General features: G+C 43.4%; 22 protein-coding genes and 1 pseudogene. 15 read left to right on the forward strand and 8 right to left on the reverse strand.

The features are described 5' to 3' along the window. Positions 1–53 precede the first annotated feature (53 nt). The 5 genes from MSWHS_RS06545 to MSWHS_RS06565 all read left to right on the forward strand — a co-directional run bounded on the left by MSWHS_RS06545 (position 54) and on the right by MSWHS_RS06565 (position 3502). Positions 54–1031, forward strand: coding sequence for a DMT family transporter (locus MSWHS_RS06545; RefSeq protein WP_048126987.1), 978 nt, complete (start codon positions 54–56; stop codon positions 1029–1031). A 109-nt stretch (positions 1032–1140) separates the two neighbouring features. Beyond that, positions 1141–2058, forward strand: coding sequence for a DMT family transporter (locus MSWHS_RS06550; protein WP_048126989.1), 918 nt, complete (start codon positions 1141–1143; stop codon positions 2056–2058). Positions 2059–2109: 51 nt separating this feature from the next. After that, complete coding sequence (locus MSWHS_RS21305) at positions 2110–2304, forward strand: hypothetical protein (RefSeq protein ID WP_231585616.1); 195 nt, start codon at positions 2110–2112, stop codon at positions 2302–2304. Between the two features lie 48 nt (positions 2305–2352). Then, on the forward strand, positions 2353–3036 hold the full coding sequence (locus MSWHS_RS06560) for an ABC transporter ATP-binding protein (protein WP_048126992.1): 684 nt from the start codon (positions 2353–2355) through the stop codon (positions 3034–3036). Between the two features lie 10 nt (positions 3037–3046). Further along, positions 3047–3502 (forward strand): PPC domain-containing DNA-binding protein, encoded by a 456-nt coding sequence (locus MSWHS_RS06565; protein WP_048126994.1) that lies wholly within the window; start codon positions 3047–3049, stop codon positions 3500–3502. A 128-nt stretch (positions 3503–3630) separates the two neighbouring features. Here MSWHS_RS06565 and MSWHS_RS06570 read toward each other — a convergent pair whose 3' ends face one another. Next, a complete protein-coding gene (locus MSWHS_RS06570; RefSeq protein WP_048126996.1) occupies positions 3631–4020 on the reverse strand; it encodes a transcriptional regulator in 390 nt (129 codons plus the stop codon). Positions 4021–4595: 575 nt separating this feature from the next. Between MSWHS_RS06570 and eno the strand changes: the two genes are divergently transcribed. Both eno and MSWHS_RS06580 read left to right on the forward strand, forming a co-directional pair. Further along, positions 4596–5882, forward strand: a complete 1287-nt coding sequence (gene eno, locus MSWHS_RS06575; RefSeq protein WP_048126998.1) for a phosphopyruvate hydratase — start codon at positions 4596–4598, stop codon at positions 5880–5882. Positions 5883–6416: 534 nt separating this feature from the next. After that, entirely contained in the window at positions 6417–7526 is a 1110-nt protein-coding gene (locus tag MSWHS_RS06580) for a hypothetical protein (RefSeq protein WP_048127000.1), read from the forward strand. A 471-nt stretch (positions 7527–7997) separates the two neighbouring features. Here the strand turns inward: MSWHS_RS06580 and MSWHS_RS06590 are convergent. Next, positions 7998–10512: pseudogene (locus MSWHS_RS06590) on the reverse strand (DNA topoisomerase). A 581-nt stretch (positions 10513–11093) separates the two neighbouring features. Here MSWHS_RS06590 and thiC point away from each other — a divergent pair. Beyond that, positions 11094–12380 (forward strand): phosphomethylpyrimidine synthase, encoded by a 1287-nt coding sequence (thiC, locus tag MSWHS_RS06595; RefSeq protein ID WP_048127004.1) that lies wholly within the window; start codon positions 11094–11096, stop codon positions 12378–12380. Between the two features lie 74 nt (positions 12381–12454). On the opposite strand, the gene MSWHS_RS21310 is transcribed toward thiC, so the two are convergent. Continuing rightward, positions 12455–12808, reverse strand: coding sequence for a phosphatidylglycerol lysyltransferase domain-containing protein (locus tag MSWHS_RS21310; protein WP_231585617.1), 354 nt, complete (start codon positions 12806–12808; stop codon positions 12455–12457). Then, positions 12798–12941 carry a hypothetical protein gene (locus MSWHS_RS21315; protein ID WP_231585618.1) on the reverse strand — a complete coding sequence of 48 codons (144 nt, stop codon included), beginning with the start codon at positions 12939–12941 and terminating at the stop codon, positions 12798–12800. The genes MSWHS_RS21310 and MSWHS_RS21315 overlap by 11 nt, the downstream gene beginning before the upstream one ends. 478 nt (positions 12942–13419) lie before the next feature. Between MSWHS_RS21315 and MSWHS_RS06605 the strand changes: the two genes are divergently transcribed. Continuing rightward, entirely contained in the window at positions 13420–13776 is a 357-nt protein-coding gene (locus MSWHS_RS06605) for a GNAT family N-acetyltransferase (RefSeq protein ID WP_231585619.1), read from the forward strand. 94 nt (positions 13777–13870) lie between these two features. On the opposite strand, the gene MSWHS_RS06610 is transcribed toward MSWHS_RS06605, so the two are convergent. Further along, on the reverse strand, positions 13871–14272 hold the full coding sequence (locus tag MSWHS_RS06610; protein ID WP_231585713.1) for a DUF3303 domain-containing protein: 402 nt from the start codon (positions 14270–14272) through the stop codon (positions 13871–13873). A gap of 314 nt (positions 14273–14586) precedes the next feature. On the opposite strand from MSWHS_RS06610, the gene MSWHS_RS06620 reads away from it, so the two are divergent. The 4 genes from MSWHS_RS06620 to MSWHS_RS06635 all read left to right on the forward strand — a co-directional run bounded on the left by MSWHS_RS06620 (position 14587) and on the right by MSWHS_RS06635 (position 18748). Continuing rightward, positions 14587–16032: an MBL fold metallo-hydrolase gene (locus tag MSWHS_RS06620; RefSeq protein ID WP_048127013.1), complete on the forward strand. Its 1446-nt coding sequence runs from the start codon at positions 14587–14589 to the stop codon at positions 16030–16032. A gap of 403 nt (positions 16033–16435) precedes the next feature. Next, on the forward strand, positions 16436–16843 hold the full coding sequence (locus tag MSWHS_RS06625; RefSeq protein WP_048127021.1) for a DUF1699 family protein: 408 nt from the start codon (positions 16436–16438) through the stop codon (positions 16841–16843). 584 nt (positions 16844–17427) lie between these two features. Further along, on the forward strand, positions 17428–18225 hold the full coding sequence (locus tag MSWHS_RS06630) for a winged helix-turn-helix domain-containing protein (RefSeq protein ID WP_048127022.1): 798 nt from the start codon (positions 17428–17430) through the stop codon (positions 18223–18225). A gap of 49 nt (positions 18226–18274) precedes the next feature. Continuing rightward, positions 18275–18748 carry a hypothetical protein gene (locus tag MSWHS_RS06635; protein WP_048158872.1) on the forward strand — a complete coding sequence of 158 codons (474 nt, stop codon included), beginning with the start codon at positions 18275–18277 and terminating at the stop codon, positions 18746–18748. 39 nt (positions 18749–18787) lie between these two features. On the opposite strand, the gene MSWHS_RS06640 is transcribed toward MSWHS_RS06635, so the two are convergent. Then, positions 18788–19237: a flavodoxin domain-containing protein gene (locus MSWHS_RS06640; protein ID WP_048127026.1), complete on the reverse strand. Its 450-nt coding sequence runs from the start codon at positions 19235–19237 to the stop codon at positions 18788–18790. Between the two features lie 209 nt (positions 19238–19446). Further along, entirely contained in the window at positions 19447–21213 is a 1767-nt protein-coding gene (locus MSWHS_RS06645; RefSeq protein ID WP_048127028.1) for a PAS domain-containing protein, read from the reverse strand. Positions 21214–22868: 1655 nt separating this feature from the next. Here MSWHS_RS06645 and ilvD point away from each other — a divergent pair. Together ilvD and MSWHS_RS06660 are read left to right on the forward strand one after the other, a co-directional pair. Beyond that, positions 22869–24530, forward strand: a complete 1662-nt coding sequence (gene ilvD / locus MSWHS_RS06655) for a dihydroxy-acid dehydratase (RefSeq protein WP_048127035.1) — start codon at positions 22869–22871, stop codon at positions 24528–24530. 259 nt (positions 24531–24789) lie between these two features. Further along, positions 24790–24969 carry a hypothetical protein gene (locus MSWHS_RS06660; protein ID WP_048127037.1) on the forward strand — a complete coding sequence of 60 codons (180 nt, stop codon included), beginning with the start codon at positions 24790–24792 and terminating at the stop codon, positions 24967–24969. Positions 24970–25095: 126 nt separating this feature from the next. Here the strand turns inward: MSWHS_RS06660 and MSWHS_RS06665 are convergent, their stop codons facing one another. Then, positions 25096–25452, reverse strand: coding sequence for a hypothetical protein (locus MSWHS_RS06665; protein WP_048127039.1), 357 nt, complete (start codon positions 25450–25452; stop codon positions 25096–25098). Positions 25453–25472 lie beyond the last annotated feature (20 nt).

Below are 25472 nucleotides of genomic sequence, written 5' to 3' on the forward strand. Positions count from 1 at the left end.
AATCGTCATTATCTTACTAAAAATATATATGTATTCATGCCCCCTGAATATATATGCCTGTTGCTGTGACTGCTGCCTCAAAACATCATCTTGAATTAATAACCGCATGTATTATTTATGGTACTGTCGGAATTTTCATGGAATTGCTTAAGGATATGTCTGTAGGATCCATTATCTTTTATAGAGTTCTTTTCGGGCTTTCAGCCATAATATTTTATCTTGCAATTACCGGAAAGCTCGGGCAACTCTCGTTGAAACGAAAAAAAAAGTACCTGCTTCTTCTGGGAATTCTATACGTTTCGCAAATGTTTTCCTACTATTCTGCAATCCGCTACCTTGGAGCTTCTTCTGCCGTTCTTCTCCTGTATACTGACCCTATATACCTGACTTTCCTTGCTCCCGTTCTTCTCGGAGAAAAAAATACTGAAAAAACCATTTTTGCTCTTTTCCTGGGTCTTATAGGCGTTTTCTACGTAACGAGACCTGAAGGCGGTTTTGAACAGCTTGAATTTGGAAGCAACTATCTTAAAGGTGTACTCTTCGGGCTCGTGGGAGGCCTCTTTAGCAGTGGAGTCATAATATCCGTCCGTTTCCTCAGGGATGAGTATAACGGCCTTACCCAGCTTTTCTGGCAGAGTGCGATCAGTCTTGTCTTCCTGTCTCCTTTAGCAGTCACCCTTCCAGGACAGGTGCTCGCTGCAAACTTTCCTATCCTCATGCTCTTCGGAGTCCTTATAACTGGTGTAGGTGCAGTCTTCTATATAAGAGGAGTTGCCGGGGTAAGTGCCATTACAGGCAGCATCCTCACCCTTCTTGAGCCTGTTTCCTGTATCTTTTTTGATTGCATAGTTCTGGGAAACCCCGTTCACAGCGGGATGCTTATAGGTTCCTTCTTTATCCTTGCAGCGGCAGTCGTAGTAAGCCTGGAAAACTCTGATTTTCTGAAGAGATTAATTTTCGGGGAAAAGATGGCACCAAGCAAAAAGTTTTCCTCCTGGAAAAAAGAACTTCTAAGGGTACAGGATAAATAAACACCATCTTCTCTTTTTTTTATAGTTGTGGGGTTCTTGTGCAACATATTTTTTCCATTTTTTTCCAGTTTCCAAAAAATATATATCTCTAGTCTTTTATCCCCAGAATATGCCTACACAGGAAAACTCTTTCAAGCCTTATTCCGAGGTCATAACAGGGAGCATTATCTATGGCACGATCGGAGTTTTTCTGGACAGGGTTCAGGAGATGTCCGTAGGGTCCATTCTATTCTGCAGGCTCTTTTTCGGCTTATGCATGATTTTCTTTTACCTGTTGCTGAGTGGAAGCCTTGAACAGCTCAGGCCCGGCAGGAACAGAAAATATCTACTGCTGCTGGGTTTTCTGAATGCGATAACAGGCATATGCTATTTCTCGGCTATAAGGTACAGTGGAATTTCAGTTGCTGTCCTGCTTCTTTATACGGCTCCTGTATATGTCAATCTGCTTGCTCCTTCAGTCCTTGGCGAAAGAAGTAACAGCAAAAGCCTTCTGCCTCTTTTCCTTTCACTTGCAGGGGTATCACTCATTGCCCGCCCCGGAGAGGTTCTGGTAAGCCTGAGTACAGGATCCGATTTTATGAAAGGCATGTTTTTCGGGCTGCTTTCAGGGCTCTCTTTTGGCGCCACCATAATCACGATTCGCTACCTAAGGCACGAGTATTCAGGGATATCCCAGACTTTCTGGCTGACGGGTATAAGCCTCCTTTTCATGCTGCCGTCTGCACTTTCGACTCCCATCCCTGTCTACTTTAGAAACTTCAGTACTCTGATTCTCTTTGGTTTGACCATTACATTCGCTGCCATCCTCTACCTCAAGGGTATTTCGGGTATCAAGGCGCAGACAGGCAGTATTCTTGCCCTGCTCGAACCCGTATCAGGAATTTTCTTTGATACTGCAGTCCTGAGAAGCCCTCTCTATATCTCGACCTTTCTGGGCTGCGGCTTCATCCTCACAGCGGCTTATCTTGTGAGCAGGAAAGAGACCGGAGACCGAAATCTGTCAGCCGATTTTCAACCAGTACCATGACCGGTTTTATGACAGATTCTATTACCGGCAATATATTAGAGTATTTCAGGAATGTCAGAGTATTTCAGGAATGTCAGAGTATTTCAGGAATGTCAGAGTATTTCAGGAATGTCAGAGTATTTCAGGAATGTCAGAGTATTTCAGGAATGTCAGAGTGTTTCAGGTCTGGAAATAAGGGTTACTGGAGTACAGCAATACAATTTTAAAGAAGCAATATGTCTTTCTGCCCAAAAGCTCTTTACTTAAGAACTCCTCTATTTTTAACATTAATGTTTTTAAAATGGCAGGAAAAGCATGACAAACGGAAGTCCGATTATAGAGCTTAAGAACCTGACCAAAGTTTACAAAAACGGTGTGGAATTTCGTGCACTCGACAATGCAAACCTGAGAATTAAAAAGGGGGAATTTGTTGCAATTGTAGGGCCTTCTGGTTCAGGTAAAAGCACACTTATGCATCTCATAGGTCTGCTTGACACGCCCAGTTCAGGAACCCTTCTGATAGATGGCAATGACGTGACAAAAATGTCAGATAAGGAGCGTTCTGGGATGAGAAACAGGATACTTGGTTTTGTTTTCCAGTATCACCACCTGCTGCCGGATTTCACTGCTCTGGAAAACGTAATGATGCCGCTCCTTATCGCGGGAAAGAGCAGAGATGAGGCAAAGGATATTGCCGGAAATCTTCTGAAAGAGGTCGGGCTTGAAGATCGGATGGACCACAGGCCAGGAGAACTTTCCGGAGGGCAGAACCAGAGGGTTGCAGTAGCCCGGGCTCTTAGTTGTTCTCCGGCAATCATACTTGGGGATGAGCCTACAGGCAACCTGGATACTAGAGCAGGAGATTTGATCTATGAACTGCTCCGCAAGCTGAACAAGGAATATAACCAGACTTTTATTGTGGTAACCCATAATGAGGACCTGGCCGGAAAAGCCGATAGGGTTATCAGAATTGTAGATGGAAAAATAATGGACCAGTGAGGGGGAAATAATGGAGTACGCAAAAGGAAGGATCGGCAGAGTCTTTACTGTAAGAGTTGACCACGGGGATGACCTTATCCTGGAACTCATTAAAATTGCAGAAATGGAGAAGATTGAGTCGGCTGTGTTTATGCTGCTTGGTGCACTGAAGGAAGGAAAGCTTGTTACAGGCCCTAAAGAAAACAAAAGACCTCCTGAACCCGTTTGGTCTGGTTTTAATGATGCCCATGAGATTCTTGGGATAGGAGATATTTTCCAGGAGAACGGAAAGCCCAAAATTCATCTTCATGCGGGAACAGCCAGAGGAGACAGCATTAAATTGGGGTGCTTGAGAGGCGAAAGTGAAGTTTTTATGGTTGTCGAGGTATTCATTTTCGAGCTGGAAGGAATTTCTGCCAGAAGGGTAATGGATACAGAGCAGGGTTTTGCTCCCGTTAGCTTTATGAATATCCCTGATAAGGAATGACTCTTCGGTAGAGTAGGCGTTAAAATGGCTCAGGAATGGAAATAAGTAAAGCTGAAAACGAATTGTGGGAAATCAGATCTGGCAGATTTCCTTACATTTATTTTTTCGTAAACTTATTTTTCGTGAACTTAATTTTGTTGTATAATCTCCAGTTCCCTTAGCCTTTTGAGTGCGATCAGTTTATCTGTGTTATCTTTTAAAAACTCCTCTTCGAGAGCCTGTACTATCTGTGGAAACGGTACTGTTAACTGGTAGTATTTCACAGGTCTGCCTTTTCCTTTATTCTTTTTCTCGGACCTTTCATCCACCCAGCCTCTATTCCTTAGAGGGCGCATAGCTACACTCACTTCCGGCTGTCTGAGCCCGGAAACAAGTTCGATATGAAGGGATCTGAGTTCCCTGCAGTCTTTTAAACACACGATGGCGGTGGCCTCTGTCCTCGGGAGTCCCAGGCTCTGGAGCATATCAATAATTGAATACTCTTTTTCGGTTAAATTAACTGGAGAATCGTCGGTCATCGAGAATAAATAATACTTTCAGGTTTATATATTTTATGTAGATAAAATTATTTTTTTAATAAATTGAGTATTGTCAGTAAGTAAAAAAGGCATCTAACCCTAGTAATACTTTCTTTTAGGAGTTTTTGTATAAAAGACTGTGGGAATACATCTCAAGAAAAAAATAGTCTCTGTCGTTCTAACCAAAACCTTTAAAGCAAGTGTTTACAGGAATTAAACATCCTTTCAGCAGAAAATAGGCTTTCCAGAGACAAGGGGATAGTTTTTGCCATATAGAATATGGAAGTTTCCAAGGGTTGGAAATTAGCGTTTCTGATGAATAGAATAACCAGCTTTGAGCGCATGGATACCTTTAATTCTTTAAGCGTGAAATAGATAGGTCTTTTAATTCTTTAAGCGTGAAATAGATAAGTCTTTTCGATAAAATACACAGTATAACTCAGGCAAATCGATTCATTTGGACCGGATAAAGAATTAAATACCATTCGGACATGTAACGGTTAGGTTAAGTAAAGTCAAGTTCAAATAACAGAATATATCTATAGATAAATCAGAGATTTAGAAAGGGTGAAATGATGTCGTATATCGGTTTACAGCAGGATTCTGGAGAATATAAGATCCAAAAAATACATGCTCGGGAGATCCTGGATTCAAGGGGAAATCCCACAATTGAAGTTGATGTGTTTACACCGAAGGGATTTGGCAGAGCAAGTGTCCCTTCAGGAGCTTCCACGGGTACGAACGAAGCCCTTGAACTGCGCGATGCAGACCCCAACAGGTATGGTGGAAAGGGAGTTCTGACTGCAGTCAAGAACGTAAATACCATTATCCAGAAGGAATTGCTTGGACTTGATGTGCGAAACCAGCGGGAAATCGATGAGCTGATGATCGAGCTCGACGAAACCGAAAACAAAGCAAACCTTGGAGCCAACTCAATTCTTGGCGTATCCATGGCGGTTGCAAAAGCTGCAGCTGACTCCCTTAACATGCCTCTTTACCGCTACTTCGGCGGTTCAAACGCTTTTACCCTTCCGGTACCCACAATGAATGTCTTGAACGGGGGCAAGCATGCAGGAAATGAACTTGCAATCCAGGAGTTCATGATTCAGCCTAAAGGCGCAGAAACATTCTACGAAGCCCTTCAAATCGGGACAGAGATCTACCAGACCCTCGGGAAGTTTCTGGAGAAAAAATACGGACGCTCTTCTATTAACGTGGGCTATGAAGGCGGGTATGCCCCCAAAATGAGCGAGTCTACAGAAGCTCTTGACGCCCTCGTACACGCAATTGAAGAAGCAGGCTATACCGAGACCGAGGTTACAATAGGGCTTGATGCCGCAGCAACTGAGTTCTATGAAGAGGAATTATACGCAATTGATGGAAAGAAACTGTCTGCTCCGGAACTGCTTGACTACTATGTGGAGCTTGTAAACTCTTACCCCATCCTTTCTATCGAGGACCCCTTCTATGAGGAAGCCTTCGAAGATTTTGAAGCTCTTACCAACGAACTCTGGGACACGATCATTATAGGTGACGACCTTTTTGTCACAAACATCGAAAGGCTCTCAAAAGGCGTGGATATGGGAGCAGCAAATGCCCTTCTCCTCAAAGTAAACCAGATCGGCTCAATCTCCGAAGCCTTTGATGCCGCCAGCATGGCTTCCAGAAACGGCTACACCGTAATCGTAAGTCACCGCTCTGCCGAAACCGAAGACACCACCATCTCAGATCTCTCAGTAGCCATAGGTGCAGAAATGATCAAGACCGGAGCTCCGGCGCGTGGCGAAAGAACTGCAAAATACAACCAGCTACTCAGAATTGAGGAAGATCTCGGTGAAGTTGCACATTACGTGCAGCTCTAACCTTTTTTTTGATTAACTTTTTAACTCTTTTATTTACTTTTTTGAACTTCAGTCAGTTAGTGGAAAACCAGTTGTTACTTCTCCGGGATGGCTTTTCAAGATAAGGGCTGTTTCAGGGCAGTCATGCAGGCATTTAAAGCAAGTATTTTCATATGAAATTCTTTTATAGAAATATTGCTATATTAAATTAGCAGGAATACATTACTACACTGCAAAATCTTACAATTCCCATAATATTTTCTGGCAGCAATTAGCCAGAGGGGAGCTGGGAGAAAAGCTTGAAGAAAAGCTTGAAAAAAAGCTTGAAGAAAAGCTTGAAAAAAAGCTTGAAAAAAAGCTTGAAAAAAGGGGTATGAATCAGGCTTGTTTCCGGGGTATAGAGGGTCTGAATTAGCAGTTTACTTTAGTAGTTTACTTTAGTAGTTTTACTTTAGTAGTTTTACTTTAGTAGTTTACTTTAGTAGTTTACTTTAGCAGTCTACTTTAGCAGATCTGACTTAGCATTGCTGAAATTGATCAGGGGGATCTGGCTTCATGGTAGAAACTTCGGATTTAGTGATCTTCTGGGTTGTGGTTATGGCCCGCTTCTTGATACCGCTTTCCATTCCTCGCTACCCTCTCCCCGGCGTACTTGCCTCCCTGATCCTTGATGGCGTGGACCAGACTATCTTCCAGCTGTTTACGAACCTGCCCCTCGAGGGTTACCAGAGCTATGATAAATCTCTTGACATTTATTACCTGACTATCACGTATCTTTCGACCCTGCGCAACTGGTCTAACCTCTACGCCTTTAAACTGGACCGCTTCCTTTTCTACTACCGGCTGGTAGGCGTTGCGATCTTCGAACTCACACAACTGCGCGCTATGCTGCTCGTGTTTCCCAACACCTTCGAATACTTCTTCATCTTCTACGAAGCTATCCGCCTGAAATGGGACCCGAAGGTACTGACGAAAAACAAATTAATAACTGGCGCAGCCCTTATCTGGATTTTCATCAAACTGCCACAGGAATACTGGATCCATGTCGCCCAGATGGACACCACCGACTGGATCAGGGCAAACCCCTCAAACGCCCTCATCCTGGCCGTCTATGCAGTCTTCCTGCTAGGCATGGCTTGGTGGTTGATCCGTGACTTCCCTTCCACCCGCCCGGGCCTGCAAATCGAAGCCATTCCTGTAGCAGCCGCCCCGTTTTTCCCCTTCAGATCGGAAGCAGCGAAAGAACAGCAGGAACACCTCATTAACAAACAGGTGATCGAGAAGATCGCGTTGATCTCTCTCATTACCATTATCTTCGCCCAGATACTTCCGGGCGTGCGGGCAAGCAACCTCCAGCTCGCAACGGGCATGGCTGTCCTCATCATAATAAACACAGCCCTGAGCCACTGGCTGTCCCGGAGCGGGAAGCACTGGAGTTCTATCATAAGGGAATTCATCGTGATGTCCGCAGTAAACATGGGTCTGGTCCTGCTTGCTAACTACTTCCTGCCCAGATATAACGGTTCGATCAACCTGGGAATCACGCTTTTCTTCATCCTGCTCCTGACTCTGAACATTACCCTCTACGACCGCTACTGGCATCTCCATGTGAATAACAATTCGGAAGGCGGGGATTCCGGGGCAGAGGGAGACAAAAATTCTTGAGATCCTCTCATAAATGAAAAGTAATATCAAGAAATATAAATTATTTCATACAGTTAAACATTCATATATTTTCATAATCATTCATTTTTTTACAACAGGTTCCCATATCTTAAAAATGGCTCACCCGACAAGATAGTCTCTAGATTATGATAATAGATCTCTAAAGTAAAAAGGGAAATTTTTTGTTAAGACTGAATAACAGTTACATATTCGAAAACAAACAAAAAAAATTATATATGAATAGGGCATTTTTAAATACATGGAGACAAAATTCAGAAATAATTTGCTCTCAGCTATTGTATGGCTTATTATCTGGATTGTTGTAAGGGCGTATTTGAATATTTAAGTTCCTTAACTTCATTCTCAGCACAATAAAATTCCGGGAAGCTCCGGAATATGGGTTCTAAGCGAAAATTATGTGTTTTCCGCGCCTTCCATGTTTCCGTATTTTATCTCTTCTTTACTAAGCTTTCATTTGCTCTCTTTCCGTCTGACTGCAGCCGATGGTGCTTTTGAAACCTTACCTGGAACCGGTCTTTCTGTATTTCTTGCTGTATTTCTTGCTGTACTTCTTGCAGTACTTCCAGCTTCCGGTCTCGATGCCGAATCTCCAGAAGTCTTTGCCTTACCTCTGAACTCACTTTTGTGGCCTGTTTTTTTTCCAGTATTTTATGCCTTCCGTGCAGCGCCGGTTTACGCAGAAATCCTCTTCCGGGCTTTCACCCTCTTCTTTTAACCTGAACAGCTTCCAGCCGCATGTCCCACAGGTTTTATCAAGCAGGGTCAGTTTTCCGGTTTTCGGGACTGAATGCGTGTATCCGCAGCGCTTTGTGCAGCCCAGGAAACGGTTGTCTTTAAAAGAGATCAGGAACATGCTCCCGTCACATTGTGGGCAGGGACCTACGGTTTCGGGAGGGTAGCATTCCTTTTCAAGCTCGCATTTGAAGCAGGGGCCAATGCCGACCGCCCAGTTGTATTTGTTGCCTACCTTCAGGACGGCCGCTCCTCCCTTTTTGCATTCTTTGCTCCTGAGCACATTCAGGGCTCCCGTTTTCGGAAGAGGGAACGAGTTTCTGCAGTCAGGATAGCCTGTACAGCCTACAAAACGCCCCGTATCCGTCTGCACAATCTTGAGCACATGCCCACAAGCCTTGCAGGTCCCAATATAGTTTTTCTTGTCTTCAAGGGCAGCTTCGTCCTTGATCGTACCTGCAATGCTTGAAGTCAGCTCCTTTTTGTTTGCTTCAAGCTGGGCATACATTTCCCGGATAAGAGCCGTGCCCTCGGCAAGGGCAGCTTCAAACTCTTTTTTCCCATCTTCTACTTCCTGAATAAGGGCTTCGATCTTTGAGCGAATGTCCGGCCTGACGAGGATTGGCACAGTCAGGGAGAGCCCTTCCATCAGGGTAAAGCCTGTGTCAAGGATCGAGACTGTCTTCCCCTTGGTCTCAAAATACCCTCGCTTCTTGTTTGTTTCTATATGGGATGGAGCTGTTGCTTTTGTTCCTATCCCGTGCTTGTCCATAAGGGTAAGAAGTTCGGCTTCTGTAAGCTTCTTGGGAGGGCTGGTTTTGGACTTGGTGTTTCTCAGCTTTTTTATGCCCACTTTCTCTTTTTCCTCTACAAACGGGAGGAGTTTATCTTTTTTATTTTCAAAAGGATAAACTTCGAGCCAGCCTGCATCTTTAAGCACGGTCCCTGAGGAGTCGAAAGGTTCTTCCTGAACCTGCAGGTGAAGGTGAGTTTTTTCAAAAACAGCTGCAGGCATCAGGTTTGCCAAGAAATGCCTTGCAATAAGGTCATAGACCTCTGCCGCCTGCGGGATATTTACTGCAGCATTGATTTCTCTCCTTGCAGCTGCTCGGATGGGGTGGATAGGGGGGTGGTCGTGTGCGTCTTTTTCCCCGTTTTTTGGCACTATCGGGGCAGAGAGGATTGACTCGGCAAAGGGCTTATACTCGTTCTGCCTTGCAAAATCAAAGACCAGAGACTTAAAATCAAAATCATCTGCGTATTTGTTTGTCTCTGTCCTCGGGTAGCTTGTAAACCCTGCAAGGTAGAGCTGTTCTGCAACTTCAAGGGCAGCTTCCGGACTGATTCCCAGGAATTTTGAAGCCCGCTTCAGATACTCTGTGGTGTTAAGCGGGTTTGGAGGGCTGGTCTTTGTTTCCTTTACCGTTTTCTTTACGACAAGACCTTCTTTTGCCCCTTTTAACCTTTTGAAGATCTCAGATGCTTTTTCTTTGTCGTGGATGTTTCCTGCCCTGTGGATACCCTCAAATTCCCCGCCCTTTGCAACAAAAATTGCAGTAATCTTCCAGAAGTCCTTTGTCTCAAAAGCCCGGATGGTCTTTTCCCGCTCATACACAAAACCGCAGGTGGGCGTCTGGCAGGGCCCTATTGAAAGGATGTCTTTTGTCCTTGCTTTTTCCCTGACCGAAAGCGTGACAAAACGGGTAAAAGCTGCCCCCATCTTCAGGTCAAGGATCTGTCTGGCTTCCGCAGCCATTGCCATGTTGTAGTCAGGGTCTACAGGGTTTTCAAAAGCTTTTTTGACTTCTTTTGGGGAAAGGGCTGAAAAACGTGCCCTTGAGACCGGTACGTTTGTAACCTCCTCTGAAAGAGTCTTGGCCTCAAAACCTATGTTTTCTCCTTCCCTGTCATAGTCGCATGCAAGGATAATTTTGTCTGCCCTTTTTGCCAGGTTTTTCACTGCAGCTGCATACTCTGCCCTTGTTACGAACTTTTCAGGGTAAACTCCAAGGAGGACACCGGGATCAACCTCATTCCATTTGTTATATTTTTCAGGAAAATCATAGCTCATAATGTGCCCGGATAACCCCATCACGAACCACTCTTCTCCTTTCCACTTAAACTCGTAAGCTGGCAGCCCTTCTACTGAGATTTTATCTACTTCCCCATCGCCCAGAATTCTGGCAATCTGGGCCGCTGCCTTATTCTTTTCTGCAAATGTGACAACTGTCATGATGAAAAACCTGAACTCCTGTGATACGGATAAGAAATGAAATGCGGAAAGATCTTTGGGTTTCTTTCTTACAGAGTTTGTTGTTTCTTTCTTACAGGGATTATTTATACGCACTCCCGTAAAACCCCAGATCTTTATAATACAATTCTAATAAAATTCCTGCAGGTGTTTTTCTTCGCTTTTTGCGGCAAACATGTAATAATATACAGGTAAGGTGCACGTAATATAAACATCACATATGTAACGTACAAATATAATGTACAGATAAAAACACAATATGCACATTGGACATCCATGTAATGGATCTACACATGATTTATATATTTCGCCATTTATAGATTATTGGGTGGCTTTCCATAGAATGAAAAGTTATATATCAGTATACTGTTTGTTCTACTTTGTAACCCAGGACCTTAGTGATTAATCCTTATAATCACAGAGATTAATCCTTATAATCACAGAGATTAATCCTTATAATCACGAGGATCAATCGTTTTAGTTAATCATTATATCTGGATCGTTTTGTACAACTGATATATTCTTATACTTACCCCCATTTCCCCTCATCATACGGAGTAACAATGACGCTGATGGAAGACGCTAAAAAGGGAATCGTCACCCCCTCAATAGAAGCCGTGGCAAAAGCCGAAGGAATCGACCCCGAAATTGTCCGCTCCTGCGTGGCAAAAGGGCTGATAACCATTCCCAGAAACAATAGGCGAGAAACTCTCCCTGTTGGGATTGGCAAATACATGAGCACAAAAATCAATGCCAACATAGGCACATCAAGGGACTGCATCGACATCGATGCCGAAATCGAGAAAGCAAAAGCTGCAGAAGCCTTCGGGGCTCATGCAGTAATGGACCTCTCCACAGGTGGGGACCTGAATGAAATCCGCACCCGTATCATCAAAGCCGTAAACATCCCCGTAGGTACTGTTCCGATCTACCAGGCTGCAGCTTCCCAGAATATTGTCGTGGAAATGACTTCTGACGACATGTTCAACGCTGTCAGAAAGCATGCAGAACAGGGTGTGGACTTTGTAACCGTGCATGCCGGGGTCAACTTAAATTCCCTCGAACGCCTGCGCCAGAGCGATCGGATAATGAACGTGGTCAGCCGCGGAGGCTCTTTTACCCTTGCCTGGATGCTCCACAATGGGGAGGATAATCCCTTCTATGTCGAATTTGACTATCTTCTTGAAATCGCAAAAGAATACGACATGACCCTGAGCCTTGGAGACGGCATGCGCCCGGGCTGTATTGCCGATGCGTCGGACCGCCCCAAATTCATGGAGTTCATAACCCTCGGAGAGCTTGTAAAACGTGCAAGGGCAGTCGATGTCCAGACTTTCGTGGAAGGCCCGGGCCACGTCCCTTTAAACGAGATTGAACTCAGTGTCAGGGGTATGAAAGAGCTCTGCGACGGAGCCCCCCTTTACCTCCTCGGACCCCTTGTTACTGACATCACTCCTGGCTTTGACCACATCACCGGGGCAATCGGGGGTGCAGTTGCCGGGATGTACGGCACGGATTTCCTGTGCATGGTAACTCCTTCCGAACACCTTGCCCTTCCCTCTCTCGAGGATATCAAAGAAGGTCTACTCGTAACAAAGCTTGCAGCCCACACCATCGACCTTATAAAAGAAGGCCAAAGGGAACGCGCCTGGAAACAGGACACAGCCATGGCCTATGCTCGCAGGGACCTTGACTGGGAAAAGCAGTTCGAACTTGCAATCGACGGCGCCCGCGCCCGCAAAATCCGGGACACCCGCAAAACGGAAAGTGATGCCTGTTCCATGTGCGGCGAACTCTGCGCAGTTAAGATTGTAAAGGAAGCCTTCGAGAAAAAGAAGAAAGAAGAATGAAGACGGGAGAGTGAATTCTTTCAATTTTTTTTCTTTTTATTTATTTTTTCCTTCTCTAAAGGACTGGTGGTTCTTTATTTGTCGGTTACTTCTCTGAGGCCGCCGACACCGAGATCGATCTCCCTGTTGATGTACTCCACCTCGCCGATAAGAACCGCTGCAGTTTCCTCATTGATAGTTTTATAGATCCCTTCCTTCAGGAATTCCATCATCTCTCCCTGGTTTTGGGATGTTATCTGTTCGACCGTGTTCAGGCAATTTTTTCGGAACCTGTTGAGATGACTGCGGATTTTGAGGGATTTCTTCCCCGGGAGTTCCACAAGGTCGGAAGCCATGTACACATATTCAAAATTGTTTCGGTCCGGCACCAGCATGAGTCCGGGATCAAGCTCCTGCATCCACTGCGCCGTATCCGGATCAATGAGCACATGGGCTATCGCCGCTCACGTCCAGCGCCAGCCGTATAAGCGCACGCATAAGCGCAGGGTCCCTGGAACCGATTGGTGGGTGGAACCGGGTAATCCCTGCGGTGGTGCAAAAAATAATCCCATTCCCGTTCACGTACGCGTACTGGTACGGTAAAATGGCTCCAGCATATCATATTCGTGAACGTATTGCTACTATGGGTTTGCGGGTAAAGCGCATAATGACGCTCGAAAAAACCCTGTCGGCAAGTGTTACCGGTTTGAAATCTTCTTGACCGAGCATTTTACACAAGACTTTGATTTGGTTTTTAATTTATTTGAATTGACAAAAACCATGTACATTCAGTCAATTACTCTCCAAATAATAAAATTTTACTAAATAATCGTTTATCCATCAGGATTTACATGGATGAGATTGGGATTATATTAATTGATAAATTTTAAAAAAAGAAATATAAATAGAAGGTATAAAAATAGCTGAAACTGAGAAAAAAACCGGTTTAAATATCCGTTTTGCACAAAAAGAAGATGTTTCCCTTATTCTTGAATTTGTCAAAGGCATTGCTGAATTTGAAAAACTCTCCCATCTGGTCAAAGCCACTGAAGAATCTCTGATGGAGTCCATGTTCGGGGAAAGACCCTATGCCGAGGTTTTCTTCGCCGAACTCGAGGGGGAACCTGCGGGATTTACGGTATTTTTCCACAACTTCTCCACTTTTGTAGGAAGGCAGGGACTCTATATTGAAGATATTTTTGTAAAACCAGAGTTCCGAGGAAAGGGGATAGGAAAGGCAATGTTCCTCCACTGTGCAAAGCTTGCGATAGAAAGGAATTGCGGGAGGATGGAGTGGACAGTGCTTGACTGGAACCCTGCAAGGGAATTCTACGAATACTTCGGGGCCGTGCCTGTCGACGGCTGGCACATTTACAGGATGGGCGCGGACAAATTCGAAGACGTGCTTGAAAAATAAGCTTGAAAAATAAATTCGAGAGGGTTGACTTATTTTCCTCTCTTCATTCCCTGCTATTGAAATCCGGCTTTTTCCCTGATTGCGCATCCGGGATTCAGGTTGTGTCTTCTTGCTGGATAAAAGAGTGGTGTTCCAAGCGGTATATTCTTTTTTCAAGGCTCTCTATTTGCGTCAGGATTTCTTTTCCTGAGGCTCCTTTGCCAGGGGCTGCAGCTTCAACCCCCTTTTCTCCGTTTTTTCCTGCAAGTTCCTGGACCATCTGCATGTACTTTTCTGCCTTCATGACCGGGAAGGTCTCAAACCTGCAAAGCCCTATAAATGGAAGGTTTGCAGCTGCAGAAGCCTTCTCGTCGTCAGTCTCATAAATCAGGAACATGCGGTATCCCGTAAGGTCTATCCAATCGTTGATTACTTTCAAGACTTTCGGGTATTCATAATTCATGTAGCAGTTCTTGACCTTTTCGGAGTCTTTCGGCTCCCAGGTGATGATATCCATTAATAACACTTGCCTGACACCCCCAATATTAAAAATAGATCCAAATTCTGTTCAACTGAACCTGAATCCGATTCAAAAATATATTTAGCAAAGTTTAGTATTGTTTCTCTTCAAAAGGGCATAAACTTTCAGGAAGAAATGTTCAGAAAAAAAGGTTCGGAAAAAGACCTGAAACAGGACATATCCTGAAAAATCACGTAATTAACTGGCTAATTTCATCTTCCTGATCTAAAAGATAATCTTTTATGATACGGAGGTAATCTATTTTACAGAATTTTCGGTACATCGCCGACCTGTTGATGGGGGAAAATAGTATGCAAATAACTCCATTTTTTGTGAAAGGCATAGCACACAGTTCGTATATTCTTGCAGGAAAGCAAGGCTGTGCGGTCATTGACCCGCAAAGGGATGTAGATGTCTATATCAAAGAGGCAAAATCCAGGGGCCTGAAAATTACTCACATCCTGGAGACACATCTGCATGCAGATTTTGTCTCCGGACATATGGATCTCGCTGAGCTTACGGGAGCACCTATCTATACCCCTAAAGCTGCTAACTGTGAGTTTGAACATATTGGGCTCGTTGAAGGGAATACGTTCGAAATCGAGGACATGATTGTAAGGATACTGGAAACTCCAGGGCACACTCCTGAACATATCTCCTATGTGGTTTCGGACACTTCCAGAGGTCCTGATCCGGCTGCTGTTTTTTGCGGGGATGCACTTTTTGTCGGGGATGTGGGTAGACCAGACCTGTTCCCTGGAAAAGCCAGAGAACTGGCTTCCATGCTTTACGACAGCCTGCACAAAAAACTGCTTTCCCTTCCTGATTCTTGCGAGGTCTATCCTGCGCATGGGGAAGGCTCGCTCTGCGGAAGGGCTATGGGAGCTAAACGTTCAAGTACAATCGGATATGAACGCAAATACAACTATGCTCTCCAGATCCCTGATAGGGAAGGGTTTATAGAAAACCTCACAACAAATATGCCTCCTGCACCTGATCATTTTAGCCGTTGCACCGAAATCAATCGGAAAGGTCCCACAAAACTCAAAGAAATTCCGCCACTGAAAGAGATCTCTCCCGAGGAGTTTTTCAAATTTGCCGGAAGGGAGGATACAGCAATTCTTGACAGCCGCCATTACGAAAGTTTCGGAGGAGAGCATGTTCCTGGTTCCTGGTGTATCGACCTTAGGGGTAACTTTGCTACCTATGCAGGCTGGCTCTTGCCTCCGGATAAGCAGATCCTGCTCGTTTCAGATAATGAGGAAGATGCAAGGAAATCTGCGGTCTGGATGCACAGGGTTGGGCTTGACAGTATTGTCGGTTTTCTGGTAGGGGAAATGTTTGCCTGGGTAACAGCTGGATTCAGGGCTTCCCATGTGCCACAGCTATCGATTCCTGAGCTATATGAATGGGTTAGAAGTAAAAAACCTCCTTTAGTTTTAGATGTTAGGGCTTCTTCCGAGTTTGAGAGTTTCCATATAGAACATGCAGTAAATATTCCGGTCCAGGAACTGAGGGAAAGGTACAGGGAACTTGACCCTGAAGCTGAGTATGCAGTAATTTGCAGCACAGGGCACAGGTCAGGTATGGGGTGCAGTATTCTCAAAAAACACGGATTTTTCAGGGTGAATAACGCTGCAGGTGGAATGACCGGATACAACGCAGCGGGTTTTGGACCTGAATGTCCGATGTGCGCTCTTTCCTGGGCTGGAAATGCAGGCAGAAAAGAGGTAGAGATCTTCCAGAAAATGAAATGAAGATATAAATTAAAACATGAGCGTTATTTCCTTTAATTTTTGAGGGCAGGGCAGCTGTTGAACTGTATCGTAAGTTAAAGGGCAAGCTCCTGAAAATAGTAGATTATGGGTTCCAGATTTTACCGAATGGTTTTAATTAATTATCCAATTACATTTTCTCTTATTTTTCTTCTTCGGGGAGGCTCATTAGAAGGGTTGAAGATCCCTTGATTCCGAATACTTCAGTTCTGTTTTTATTACCTTTCCGAGATTTTTCTGTCACTTTTAGGGTTATGAGACTGGACTGAAAATGCAGTAAACTATCTAAAAATTAACGGGCGTGGTAGACAAATATTTATAATAAGTATAAGTAGTTTATAATGAGGTAAAAACGTAAAAGAACTTTAAAGTGGGGGAAGACATAATGAAAATTAGAGTAGTTAGTTCCAGGGAAGAGATTTTTACACTTAACCCTAATGAACGTGTTGTTCACCTGGCCTTCAGGCCTTCGAACAAGGACATCTTTGCACTGGTAGAAACCTGTCCGAAGATTGAGGTCATTCAGTTACCTAAATCTTACAGACGCACGGTCTCAAAGTCCATAGAAATGTTCCTTGAGATGCAGAGAATCCAGCTTATTGAAGGAGATGTCTGGGGCCACAGGAAAGACATTAATGAATATTACAGTATCCCGTCCTCGGTGATTGAGAAGATCAGAGAACTGAAGATGGAGGGTACACCTGCTGAGAGAATCGAAGAAAAGGTTTCAAGGGAAAGCAAGTTGAACCCTGAAATGGTCGCTTATATCCTGACCAAGGAAGCTTCTGCCTGAAAGCTTGTCGGGACAGGATTTTCCTTATATTTTTCAATGCAGATAAGATAATGTTGAAAGATTAAAAATCTTTCAAGAACCCTTATTTGTTATAAAATCTCCAGCTTGAAACTTTAAGTTTAAGGAATCTGGAAGGTACCCTGACTTGAGATGATAATAAACACCTATCTAGCGGAAGCTATCAGGTCAGGGAAATTCCATCAGATTTTTCATGATATTAATTCTCAAAAATCTTTTTTAGTAGTTTTGTATAGTCTCCCATAATCAAGTTTATACTTCTCAAGTTTTGACTTTTTTATACTTCTCAAGTTTTGACTTTTTTATACTTCTCAAGTTTTGACTTTTTTATACTTCTCAAGTTTTGACTTTTTTATACTTCTCAAGTTTTGACTTTTTTATACTTCTCAAGTTTAAACTTATTGTCAGGATTTAATCTGGTAATCCGGATTTATTAAAAGGCTCTGCTTTTTCTTCAGGTAAGAATAGAGGGAAAAAGTAATAACTTATATATTTTTAGCGGTTGTAATATTTTCAGTCTTATCTGTAATCTTTTTAGCCTTATAACACTTATAGGAGACTGAAGGGTGAAACTGGAACTTATAGAGCTGATTTTTCTTTCCGATAAACGAAAACAGTTATTGCTTTTTCTGAAAAGCGGGCCCAAAAATATGGATGAAATTACGGAAGCCCTTCAGGTAACTTCAACTTCTATCCTTCCCCAGATTAAAAAATTAAAAGATATGTCCCTTGTCGTTCAGGAGGACAAAACCTATATTCTTTCTCTCATCGGAAAGGTTCTCGTTGAAAAAATGAAGCCCCTTGTCAGCACTATAGAACTTTTTGAAGATAACTTTGAGTATTGGTCGGAAAAGGACCTGCAGGGGGCACCTCCCTCTTTTCGGAAGAGACTGGGAGAACTTAGAAAATGTGAACTGATTCAGCCTGACCTGGACCGCATGTTCGAAGTCGACCCTAAAGTTGTGGAAAACCTTTCAAAGTCCAGCTATGTTCTTGAAGCTATAGCCTACTTTCACCAGCCTCTGATTTCTCTTTGCCAGGAGCTTGCAATAAAGGGAGTTAAATTCTCTTTTCTAATGTCGGAGTCTGTTTTTCAGCGGTACTACCAGGACTATACGAAGGACTTCCGAATTATGATGTCTCTTGATAATGTGAAATTTTTCCGGTATTCAGGCGAACTGAAGATTGCAAATCTTGTCGTTAGTGATAAGTTTTTCCTGGTATCCCTTTTCCCGAAGAATCAGAGGCACTTTGACAGAGAGAGCCTTATAAGCTATGAGCTTTCTGCCCGGCAGCTGGGCACTGAAATATTCAATGAGCTGCTGCTGGATTCAACCCCAGTTACCGAAATTCCTCAGGAATGATTAAACCCGGAATGAAAAAATTGAAAATCCCTCAACAGGAGGTAATGCTATGATAGGCTTTTACGAACAGAAGGCAACCTACAGTAAACAAATAAGATTGCTTATGGTTACAGGTCTGCTGCTGATCCTGGCATTTTACATCTTTTCTCTTACTGAACTTTTTGGCTTTGGGACTGATCCTGAGGAAAGGTACTTTCTGCCTCTTATCCTCCTCATTTACCTTGCTGCAATGTGGAGCTTTTTTGGCATGAAATTCCTGATAACTTCCGATCGCGTGGTTGCAGTTTTTCCACCATTCAGGTACAGCATTCCCTTTTCCGATATCAGCTCGGTAGATATCATGGACGAATTTCCGTGGTATATGGGGTGGGGTGTCAGAATATGGGGCCGCAAACTAATTTTTGTGGGAAAGCACGCAAAAGCTGTGGCAATCAGAAAAGATAAGGGTTTTTTCAGGACTGTTGTCCTGGTTTCCGAAAAACCTGGTGAATTCAGGAAACGAGTGGAAATGGCACTGGAATAATCCAGGCCACTCGTTTTAAAACAATCCGGGCTGCTTTTATTACTCTGCCTTTTTGCTTTTATGCTTCAGTTTTTCTGCAATGTCAATGCCGAGCCGCTTGCATTCCTGCAGGTCCTTGTCCGTGGGTTTGTGAAGAATCCGGAGTACGGGGTCCACCACGCTCATTTCCATTTCCCGCATTTTTTCGGCTATCAATATGGGTGCTTCTCCGCTCCACCCGTAAGATCCGAATGCAGCACCTATCTTGCCCTGTGGGTTTGTGGAAATAAGGGTTTCATTCATGAATTTTTCCATGGGCAGCAGCATTTTGTAGTAAAAAGTCGAAGAGCCAACTGCAATTGCTTCTGCTTCATTGAGTTCTTCGGGCTTTACATCATAGAAACTGACAACCTTTACATCCACATTCTTTGACTCGATTCCGTTTCCTATTGCCTCGGCCATAGCCTTTGTATTCCCTGAGGTACTTAGATAGACTACTATTGCTTTCAACCTGTATCCCTCTAGCGATATAATAAAGTATGATTATTCAAACCCCGGAAAAAGGAGAGCAAAAACCGGCAGTTGCATATCTAAAGCTCAGAGCTTGATGGTATAACCCTGGGGCTTTTCTCGCTCCCCAATTCAACATTATTTATAAAAATTATTTTAAATAAGGGTTTCGTCGTCCGGATATAGTTCGAGCTTCAGATTGGCTGTCTTTATAAAAGATCCGCCTCTATACGAATAGGGGCTATATAGTTGACTACCTGGAGGGCAATGCTCTCAAGGAAATCGCGGACGTTCTGGGGAATCCGGTCTACATTACGGGAAGCGAGGTTCAGGCTGCCTACTATCTCTCCTCTATGCTTCATAGGGATTACTGCAACTGCAGTGATCTTTTCTTTACTTAGCAGGTCTTTCATCTCTTCAGCATAAAAATCCAGTTTGTAAATGGGTTTCTCGGTCCAGACCTTCTTTGCTTCCGGGGAGTCCGCCCTGTATGCAGAAACACTTTTCACAAATTCGGAGGAAAGCCCTCTGTGCGCCACCAGGTTAATCTGGTCCAGAAGTTCGTCTTTCAGGTATATGCCCCCAGCATCTATATCTTTTATTTGCAGGCAGGCATCAAGGATATGGGAGAGCATGGTCTGGAGGTTCCAGGTGCCGTTCAGGAACATTCCGAGTTCCCGCTGAATCTCGAGCATTTTCTGTGCTTCTTTTCTTTCGGTAATGTCAATAACTACTCCTTGAAAGTGAGCTGGGGTGCCTTCACGATCTCGCTGGATATACGCCCTTTCTTCAACCCAGCGAATATTGCCATCTCCTGTGGAAATTCGGTATTCCATCTCAAAAGAATCATAACCCTCTCGAATGGAGCGTTTAAGGGTTTCAGAAATCGAATTGATGTCCTTTTTGTGAACTATGTCTCCGTAAAGGATTCTACCCGAAGTGAAGTCAGCTACAGTATATCCAAACTGCGTTATATTTTCTGAAACGAACTCGACAGGCCAGTTTTCCATATTTTTCCACAGGAAAACTACTGCTGAGCTATTATTGATTATCGTTTTCAGCATTTTCTGCATTTTGAGGGATTTTTTCAGGGCTTCTTCAACCTTTTTCCGGGGAGTTATGTCCAGCACTATCCCCTGAAAGCTGGTCACGTTCCCATCTCCTTCTCTCTGGATAAAGGTCCGTTCGTTTACCCAGCGCAGGTCTCCGGCTTTTGTAAAAATCCTGTATTCTGAATTGAAGCTTACTTCTCCTTTCTGAATGCGTCTCTCGAGTACTTCTTCAACCCTTTTCAGGTCATCGGGATGCATTATCTTTCCATACAGGATTTTCTGTGATGTAAAATCGTCAACTGTATATCCAAACTGTACAACATTATCTGAGACAAAAGTTGCAGGCCAGTATTTTTCATCCCTCCAAAGGAAGACCACTGCAGGGCTGTTGTTGATTATTGTGGTCAGTACCTTCTGCATCCTCAGGACTTTTTTCAGTTTTTCTTCACTTCTCTTCCGCTCGGTGATGTCGAGCACCACTCCCTGAAAATGGGTTACCTCTCCTTCCGAATCTCTCTGGATGAAGGTCCTTTCATTTACCCAGTTAATTTTACGGGCTTTTGTAAAAATCCTGTATTCCATATTGAAATCTGGAGTTCCATTCCTTATTCTTTTTTCAAGCTCCTTTTCAACCTTTCCAAGGTCATCAGGGTGTATAATGTCCCCGTAAAGTATCCTGCCTGATATAAAATCTTCTACCGTATATCCAAAGTTCACCACATTTTCGGAAACAAACTCTGCAGGCCATTTTTCTTCGTTTTTCCAGAGGAATACAACTACATGACTGTTATTGATTATAGTTTTCAGGGCTTTTTCCCTTTCCAGAACTGCATGGAGGGCTTTTCCCCTTTTGTTATCCACAGCATCTGCTACTTGAGGAAAAGTGTTTAGTTCGCCTCTGTTTTCTGAAGTCTTACTGTCCATTTTCTTCTAACCACCTGCACAGGGATGTTTCAATAGTCACTTCCGGGATAATCCTTTGGAAACTGTATATATGCCGAATCGCAAATTCTCCTGTGTGTGAATTTACCGGTCTGCATATTTGCCATCAACAGGTTTGCCTGTAATTTTCGGTTCGCTTTGTTTTATATAATTATGTTTTTATTGAATATCAGTTTTTTTGATCCCGGGATCTCTTTTCCCAATAAAGCTGAATTCCGTAGAGCCGAAAACTATTTATTGGTAAATTTTTGGGCTCTCTCATAATGGTCTATACCAGCCGTATTCTTTTTTAAAACTCAATAGATATCTATATATACAATGTAAGAGGTACTAAGATTCCGTACTCCGTATTTGTGATACGGTTCTACCAGTCAGGAGAACTCCATTATCATACCACCAAAAAAATTAGCTGGAGAACACTGTGAACCCGCATGATCTTTCATGAACTCTTCACGAACCCCAACAGAAAAATGGATCTCCAAATCTGGAAGCTAACCGACCAAATCTTAATCTAAAGCGGGTTTCAGGAAACCATGTACAGTACCTTCAAGATTCACAAATACGGAATACATAAAATGGCAAAACTAAATGGCTGAAGTCTAAAATGGCAAAACTAAATGGCTGAAGTCTAAAATGGCAAAACTAAATGGCTGAAGTCTAAAATGGCAAAACTAAATGGCTGAAGTCTAAAATGGCAAAACTAAATGGCAAAAAGCCTGAAAAATGGCAAACATCTAAAAAAGGCTAGAGTGGCAAAATAGTCCAAAAAACATAACACCTCCATTAAAGGATCTGCGGTAAGGCTTTGAGGGAAACTTTACTGCGATTCCTTTGCTTCTCAAACCATTTTGTCCGATTAGCTTACTTATTTCTGTTTTTCTCGAGGCTTCTTCTGAATTCTTTTATTTTTTCAAGTATCCTTTCATTTCCTGTGAGAATATGAATTTGTAAGAAAAAGAATTTGTAAGAAAAAGAATTTGTAAGAAAAAGAATTTGTAAGAAAAAGAATTTGTAAGAAAAAGAATTCGTAAGAAAAAGAATTTGTAAGAAAAAGAATTTGTAAGAAAAAGAATTTGTAAGAAAAAGAATTCGTAAGAAAAAGAATTTGTAAGAAAAAAATTTGGTGAAAGGGACAACCCTGTGATGGTTGAAATTTTTGTGGTGTGTTGCTTGGGTGTGATTTTGTAGATGTAGTCCAGGGTAGGTCCGTTCACTATGCTAAAACCAAAATCCTTGATGGGCTATATAAATATTTGGATATTATTATAATAAATTGCCTTTTTGTGATATTTGATGCTGGTATTAATGGCTCATTCGGATATTTTTTCCGGTTTTTAACCGTTGTTGTCAGAAGGCAGGTGCCATTCTTTCCAGATAATACTTTTACCGATATTTTTGACCTGCCATTTTTTTTGGTCGCTCTATTTTTTTGATCTGTACCTCTCCAGCTGCCTTTTTCTGTATCTTTTCAGCTAACCTTTCGATAAGTTTTTTTAGATTTTCAGTATTTTTCTCTGTGACTTTTTTACAGCTTTTTCTTCCCCAACCTGTTTATACTATGAAGTTTTTTCCTATCTATACATTAATAGCGAATTACACTGATAGTTTTCAATATCGAGATCATAAGGAGATTTGCAATGAGAAGCAACATCATCAAAGAGGGGCCTGAACGTGCCGCCAACCGTTCCCTCCTGAAAGCAACCGGGGTTACGGATTCGGAAATGAAGAAGCCGTTCATAGCAGTTGTCAATTCCTGGAATGACATAATCCCTGGCCATATTCACCTGAATAAACTTGCTGAGGCTGTGAAAGCCGGAATCAGGAACGCTGGGGGAGTTCCTTTTGAGTTCCATACCATAGGGGTTTGTGATGGGATTGCAATGGGGCATGAGGGCATGAAATATTCCCTCCCAAGCAGGGAGGTTATAGAGGACACGATCGAACTGATGGTCAGAGCCCACCAGTTTGATGGTATGGTCCTTATCCCTACATGTGATAAGATTGTACCTGCACACCTTATGGCAGCAGGCAGGCTTGATATCCCTGCCATTGTTGTGACAGGAGGGCCAATGCTTCCAGGCTATGTGGACGATAAATACACTGACCTTATCTCAGTCTTTGAAGGGGTCGGAGCCCACAGGGCAGGCAAAATTTCTGAAACCGAGCTTAAAAGGCTTGAAAATCTTTCCTGTGCAGGAGCAGGGTCATGTGCCGGAATGTTTACTGCAAACACAATGGCATGCATGACTGAAGCCCTCGGGCTGAGCCTTCCTGGCTGTGCAACCGCCCACGCTGTGGATGCAAAAAAGACGCGCATTGCCAAGGAATCCGGAGAGCGCATTGTGGAGCTTGTTAAAGAAAACATCACTCCAAGGCAGATTGTCACTCGCAGGTCCTTTGAGAACGCCATAATGGTCGATATGGCAGTCGGTGGAAGCACAAATACTACCCTGCACCTTCCTGCCCTTGCCCATGAATTCGGGCTTGAGCTGCCCCTTGAAGTCTTCGATGAATTGAGCAGGACAACACCCCATCTGATTTCCCTCAGACCTGGTGGCCCGAATTTTATGCTGCACTTTGATAGGGCAGGCGGAGTTGAGGCAGTTATGCAGAGGCTTGTTTCAAAACTCCACCTTGACCAGCTTACAGTTAATGGCAAAACTATCGGGGAAAACCTGAATGAGTTTGAAATAGTTAACCCGAAACTGAATAAGGAGATCATTGCAACCCTTGAAAAGCCAATCCATGCTGAAGGAGGAATTGCAGTTCTCAAAGGAAGCCTTGCCCCTGATGGCTCAGTTGTAAAGCAGGTTGCGGTTGACCCGAAAATGCGTGTCCATACAGGCCCTGCAAAGGTTTATGACTGTGAAGAAGACGCTATGCAGAGCATTCTTGCAGGAGATGTGAAGCCTGGGGACGTTGTCATTATCCGCTATGAAGGTCCCAAAGGCGGTCCGGGAATGCGTGAAATGCTTGCATCCACAGCTGCAATTGCAGGCATGGGTTTGCTCGAGTCCGTGGCTCTGATAACTGATGGGCGCTTTTCCGGAGGGACCCGCGGACCATGTATAGGACACGTCTCTCCTGAGGCCAGTGAAGGGGGGCCAATAGGCCTCGTAAAGGCTGGGGATATTATAGAAATCAACATTCCTGAAAGGGTCCTGAACCTGAAGGTTTCCGCAGAAGAGCTCCAGAAGCGGAAAGCTGCTTTTGTGCCCCTGAAAAAAGATGTCACAGGTTACCTTGCCAGGTACCAGCGTTCCGTCCATTCCGCAAACACTGGCGGGATAGTGGACTGAAACTGTTTAATACTCTATTTTCAAGGAGGTCTTTTCCTCCTTTTTCTTCTTTTTTTGGATTCGGGTATATTCTTTAAGGATTTCATTGCTTTTCCTGTATCTGACCGGCACTTGCTAGAAGAGACATTCCCGGAGGTATCCAGATACAGATTCCAGGAAATGCTTATAGTGGCACAAAACTATCTTTTATGCAGCTCTATTATTCAAAACCATTTATTCAAAACCATTTTTTATTGGGAATATTCAGGAGACCGAAATTATGGAAGTAGAGGGGTTATGTTCAATCTGCGGGCGCTCGGCTAAACTTCATACCTGTCATTTATGCGGAAAACTAGTATGCAGCCAGTGCATGGACCTTAGAAAAGGTATCTGTATCAGGTGTGCAGGTGGGAGGGAAGGTTCTGCACCCGGCTCAAGAGACTCCGGGACATTTAAGTAAAAAACCAAAAGAAAATCAAAAGTAAACCAAAAGTAAACCAGTCAAAAAACGAAAAAGATTTTAGAAATGATTAGCCTGAAATCTTGAAGTTTTTCCGGCTTACAAGCATACTCATATTATCTTTACTTACCAGCCCTGGATTTCTCCTTCAGGCTCTTCCTCATCATGGTAAAAACGGAATTCTTTTTTTTCGGTATCTTCTATAAACACAAATTTCTCGTCAATTCCTATTTTTGCAAATGTAAGCGCATCATCCCCATCTCTCACAGCCGGTAAGATGTCCAGGTCTACATGATCTCTGATATTGCTCTCTGGAAGAAAAGCCGTTATGATAAACCAGTCAATTCCCCCCGAGTGGTCCTCACTTACATATCGGCTATTGTCTGGCGGAATCTTTGTAGCTTTCTGAGGCATTTCGGACCCATCAGCTCGATAAGCTACAAACCGGATAGTATAGTCAGTTTTATTCTTTATTATAGCCATTTAGCTCATCCCTCTATCTT

This window comes from Methanosarcina sp. WWM596, from assembly GCF_000969965.1.
GTDB lineage: Archaea > Halobacteriota > Methanosarcinia > Methanosarcinales > Methanosarcinaceae > Methanosarcina.

What these genes read in the sequence shown, in the direction of transcription:
- MSWHS_RS06545 (WP_048126987.1), top strand. Translation starts at nt 54, where the DNA reads ATGCCTGTTGCTGTGACTGCTGCCTCAAAACATCATCTTGAATTAATA.
- MSWHS_RS06550 (WP_048126989.1), top strand. Translation starts at nt 1,141, where the DNA reads ATGCCTACACAGGAAAACTCTTTCAAGCCTTATTCCGAGGTCATAACA.
- MSWHS_RS21305 (WP_231585616.1), top strand. Translation starts at nt 2,110, where the DNA reads ATGTCAGAGTATTTCAGGAATGTCAGAGTATTTCAGGAATGTCAGAGT.
- MSWHS_RS06560 (WP_048126992.1), top strand. Translation starts at nt 2,353, where the DNA reads ATGACAAACGGAAGTCCGATTATAGAGCTTAAGAACCTGACCAAAGTT.
- MSWHS_RS06565 (WP_048126994.1), top strand. Translation starts at nt 3,047, where the DNA reads ATGGAGTACGCAAAAGGAAGGATCGGCAGAGTCTTTACTGTAAGAGTT.
- MSWHS_RS06570 (WP_048126996.1), bottom strand. Translation starts at nt 4,020, where the DNA reads ATGACCGACGATTCTCCAGTTAATTTAACCGAAAAAGAGTATTCAATT.
- eno (WP_048126998.1), top strand. Translation starts at nt 4,596, where the DNA reads ATGTCGTATATCGGTTTACAGCAGGATTCTGGAGAATATAAGATCCAA.
- MSWHS_RS06580 (WP_048127000.1), top strand. Translation starts at nt 6,417, where the DNA reads ATGGTAGAAACTTCGGATTTAGTGATCTTCTGGGTTGTGGTTATGGCC.
- thiC (WP_048127004.1), top strand. Translation starts at nt 11,094, where the DNA reads ATGACGCTGATGGAAGACGCTAAAAAGGGAATCGTCACCCCCTCAATA.
- MSWHS_RS06605 (WP_231585619.1), top strand. Translation starts at nt 13,420, where the DNA reads ATGGAGTCCATGTTCGGGGAAAGACCCTATGCCGAGGTTTTCTTCGCC.
- MSWHS_RS06610 (WP_231585713.1), bottom strand. Translation starts at nt 14,272, where the DNA reads ATGGATATCATCACCTGGGAGCCGAAAGACTCCGAAAAGGTCAAGAAC.
- MSWHS_RS06620 (WP_048127013.1), top strand. Translation starts at nt 14,587, where the DNA reads ATGCAAATAACTCCATTTTTTGTGAAAGGCATAGCACACAGTTCGTAT.
- MSWHS_RS06625 (WP_048127021.1), top strand. Translation starts at nt 16,436, where the DNA reads ATGAAAATTAGAGTAGTTAGTTCCAGGGAAGAGATTTTTACACTTAAC.
- MSWHS_RS06635 (WP_048158872.1), top strand. Translation starts at nt 18,275, where the DNA reads ATGATAGGCTTTTACGAACAGAAGGCAACCTACAGTAAACAAATAAGA.
- MSWHS_RS06645 (WP_048127028.1), bottom strand. Translation starts at nt 21,213, where the DNA reads ATGGACAGTAAGACTTCAGAAAACAGAGGCGAACTAAACACTTTTCCT.
- ilvD (WP_048127035.1), top strand. Translation starts at nt 22,869, where the DNA reads ATGAGAAGCAACATCATCAAAGAGGGGCCTGAACGTGCCGCCAACCGT.
- MSWHS_RS06660 (WP_048127037.1), top strand. Translation starts at nt 24,790, where the DNA reads ATGGAAGTAGAGGGGTTATGTTCAATCTGCGGGCGCTCGGCTAAACTT.
- MSWHS_RS06665 (WP_048127039.1), bottom strand. Translation starts at nt 25,452, where the DNA reads ATGGCTATAATAAAGAATAAAACTGACTATACTATCCGGTTTGTAGCT.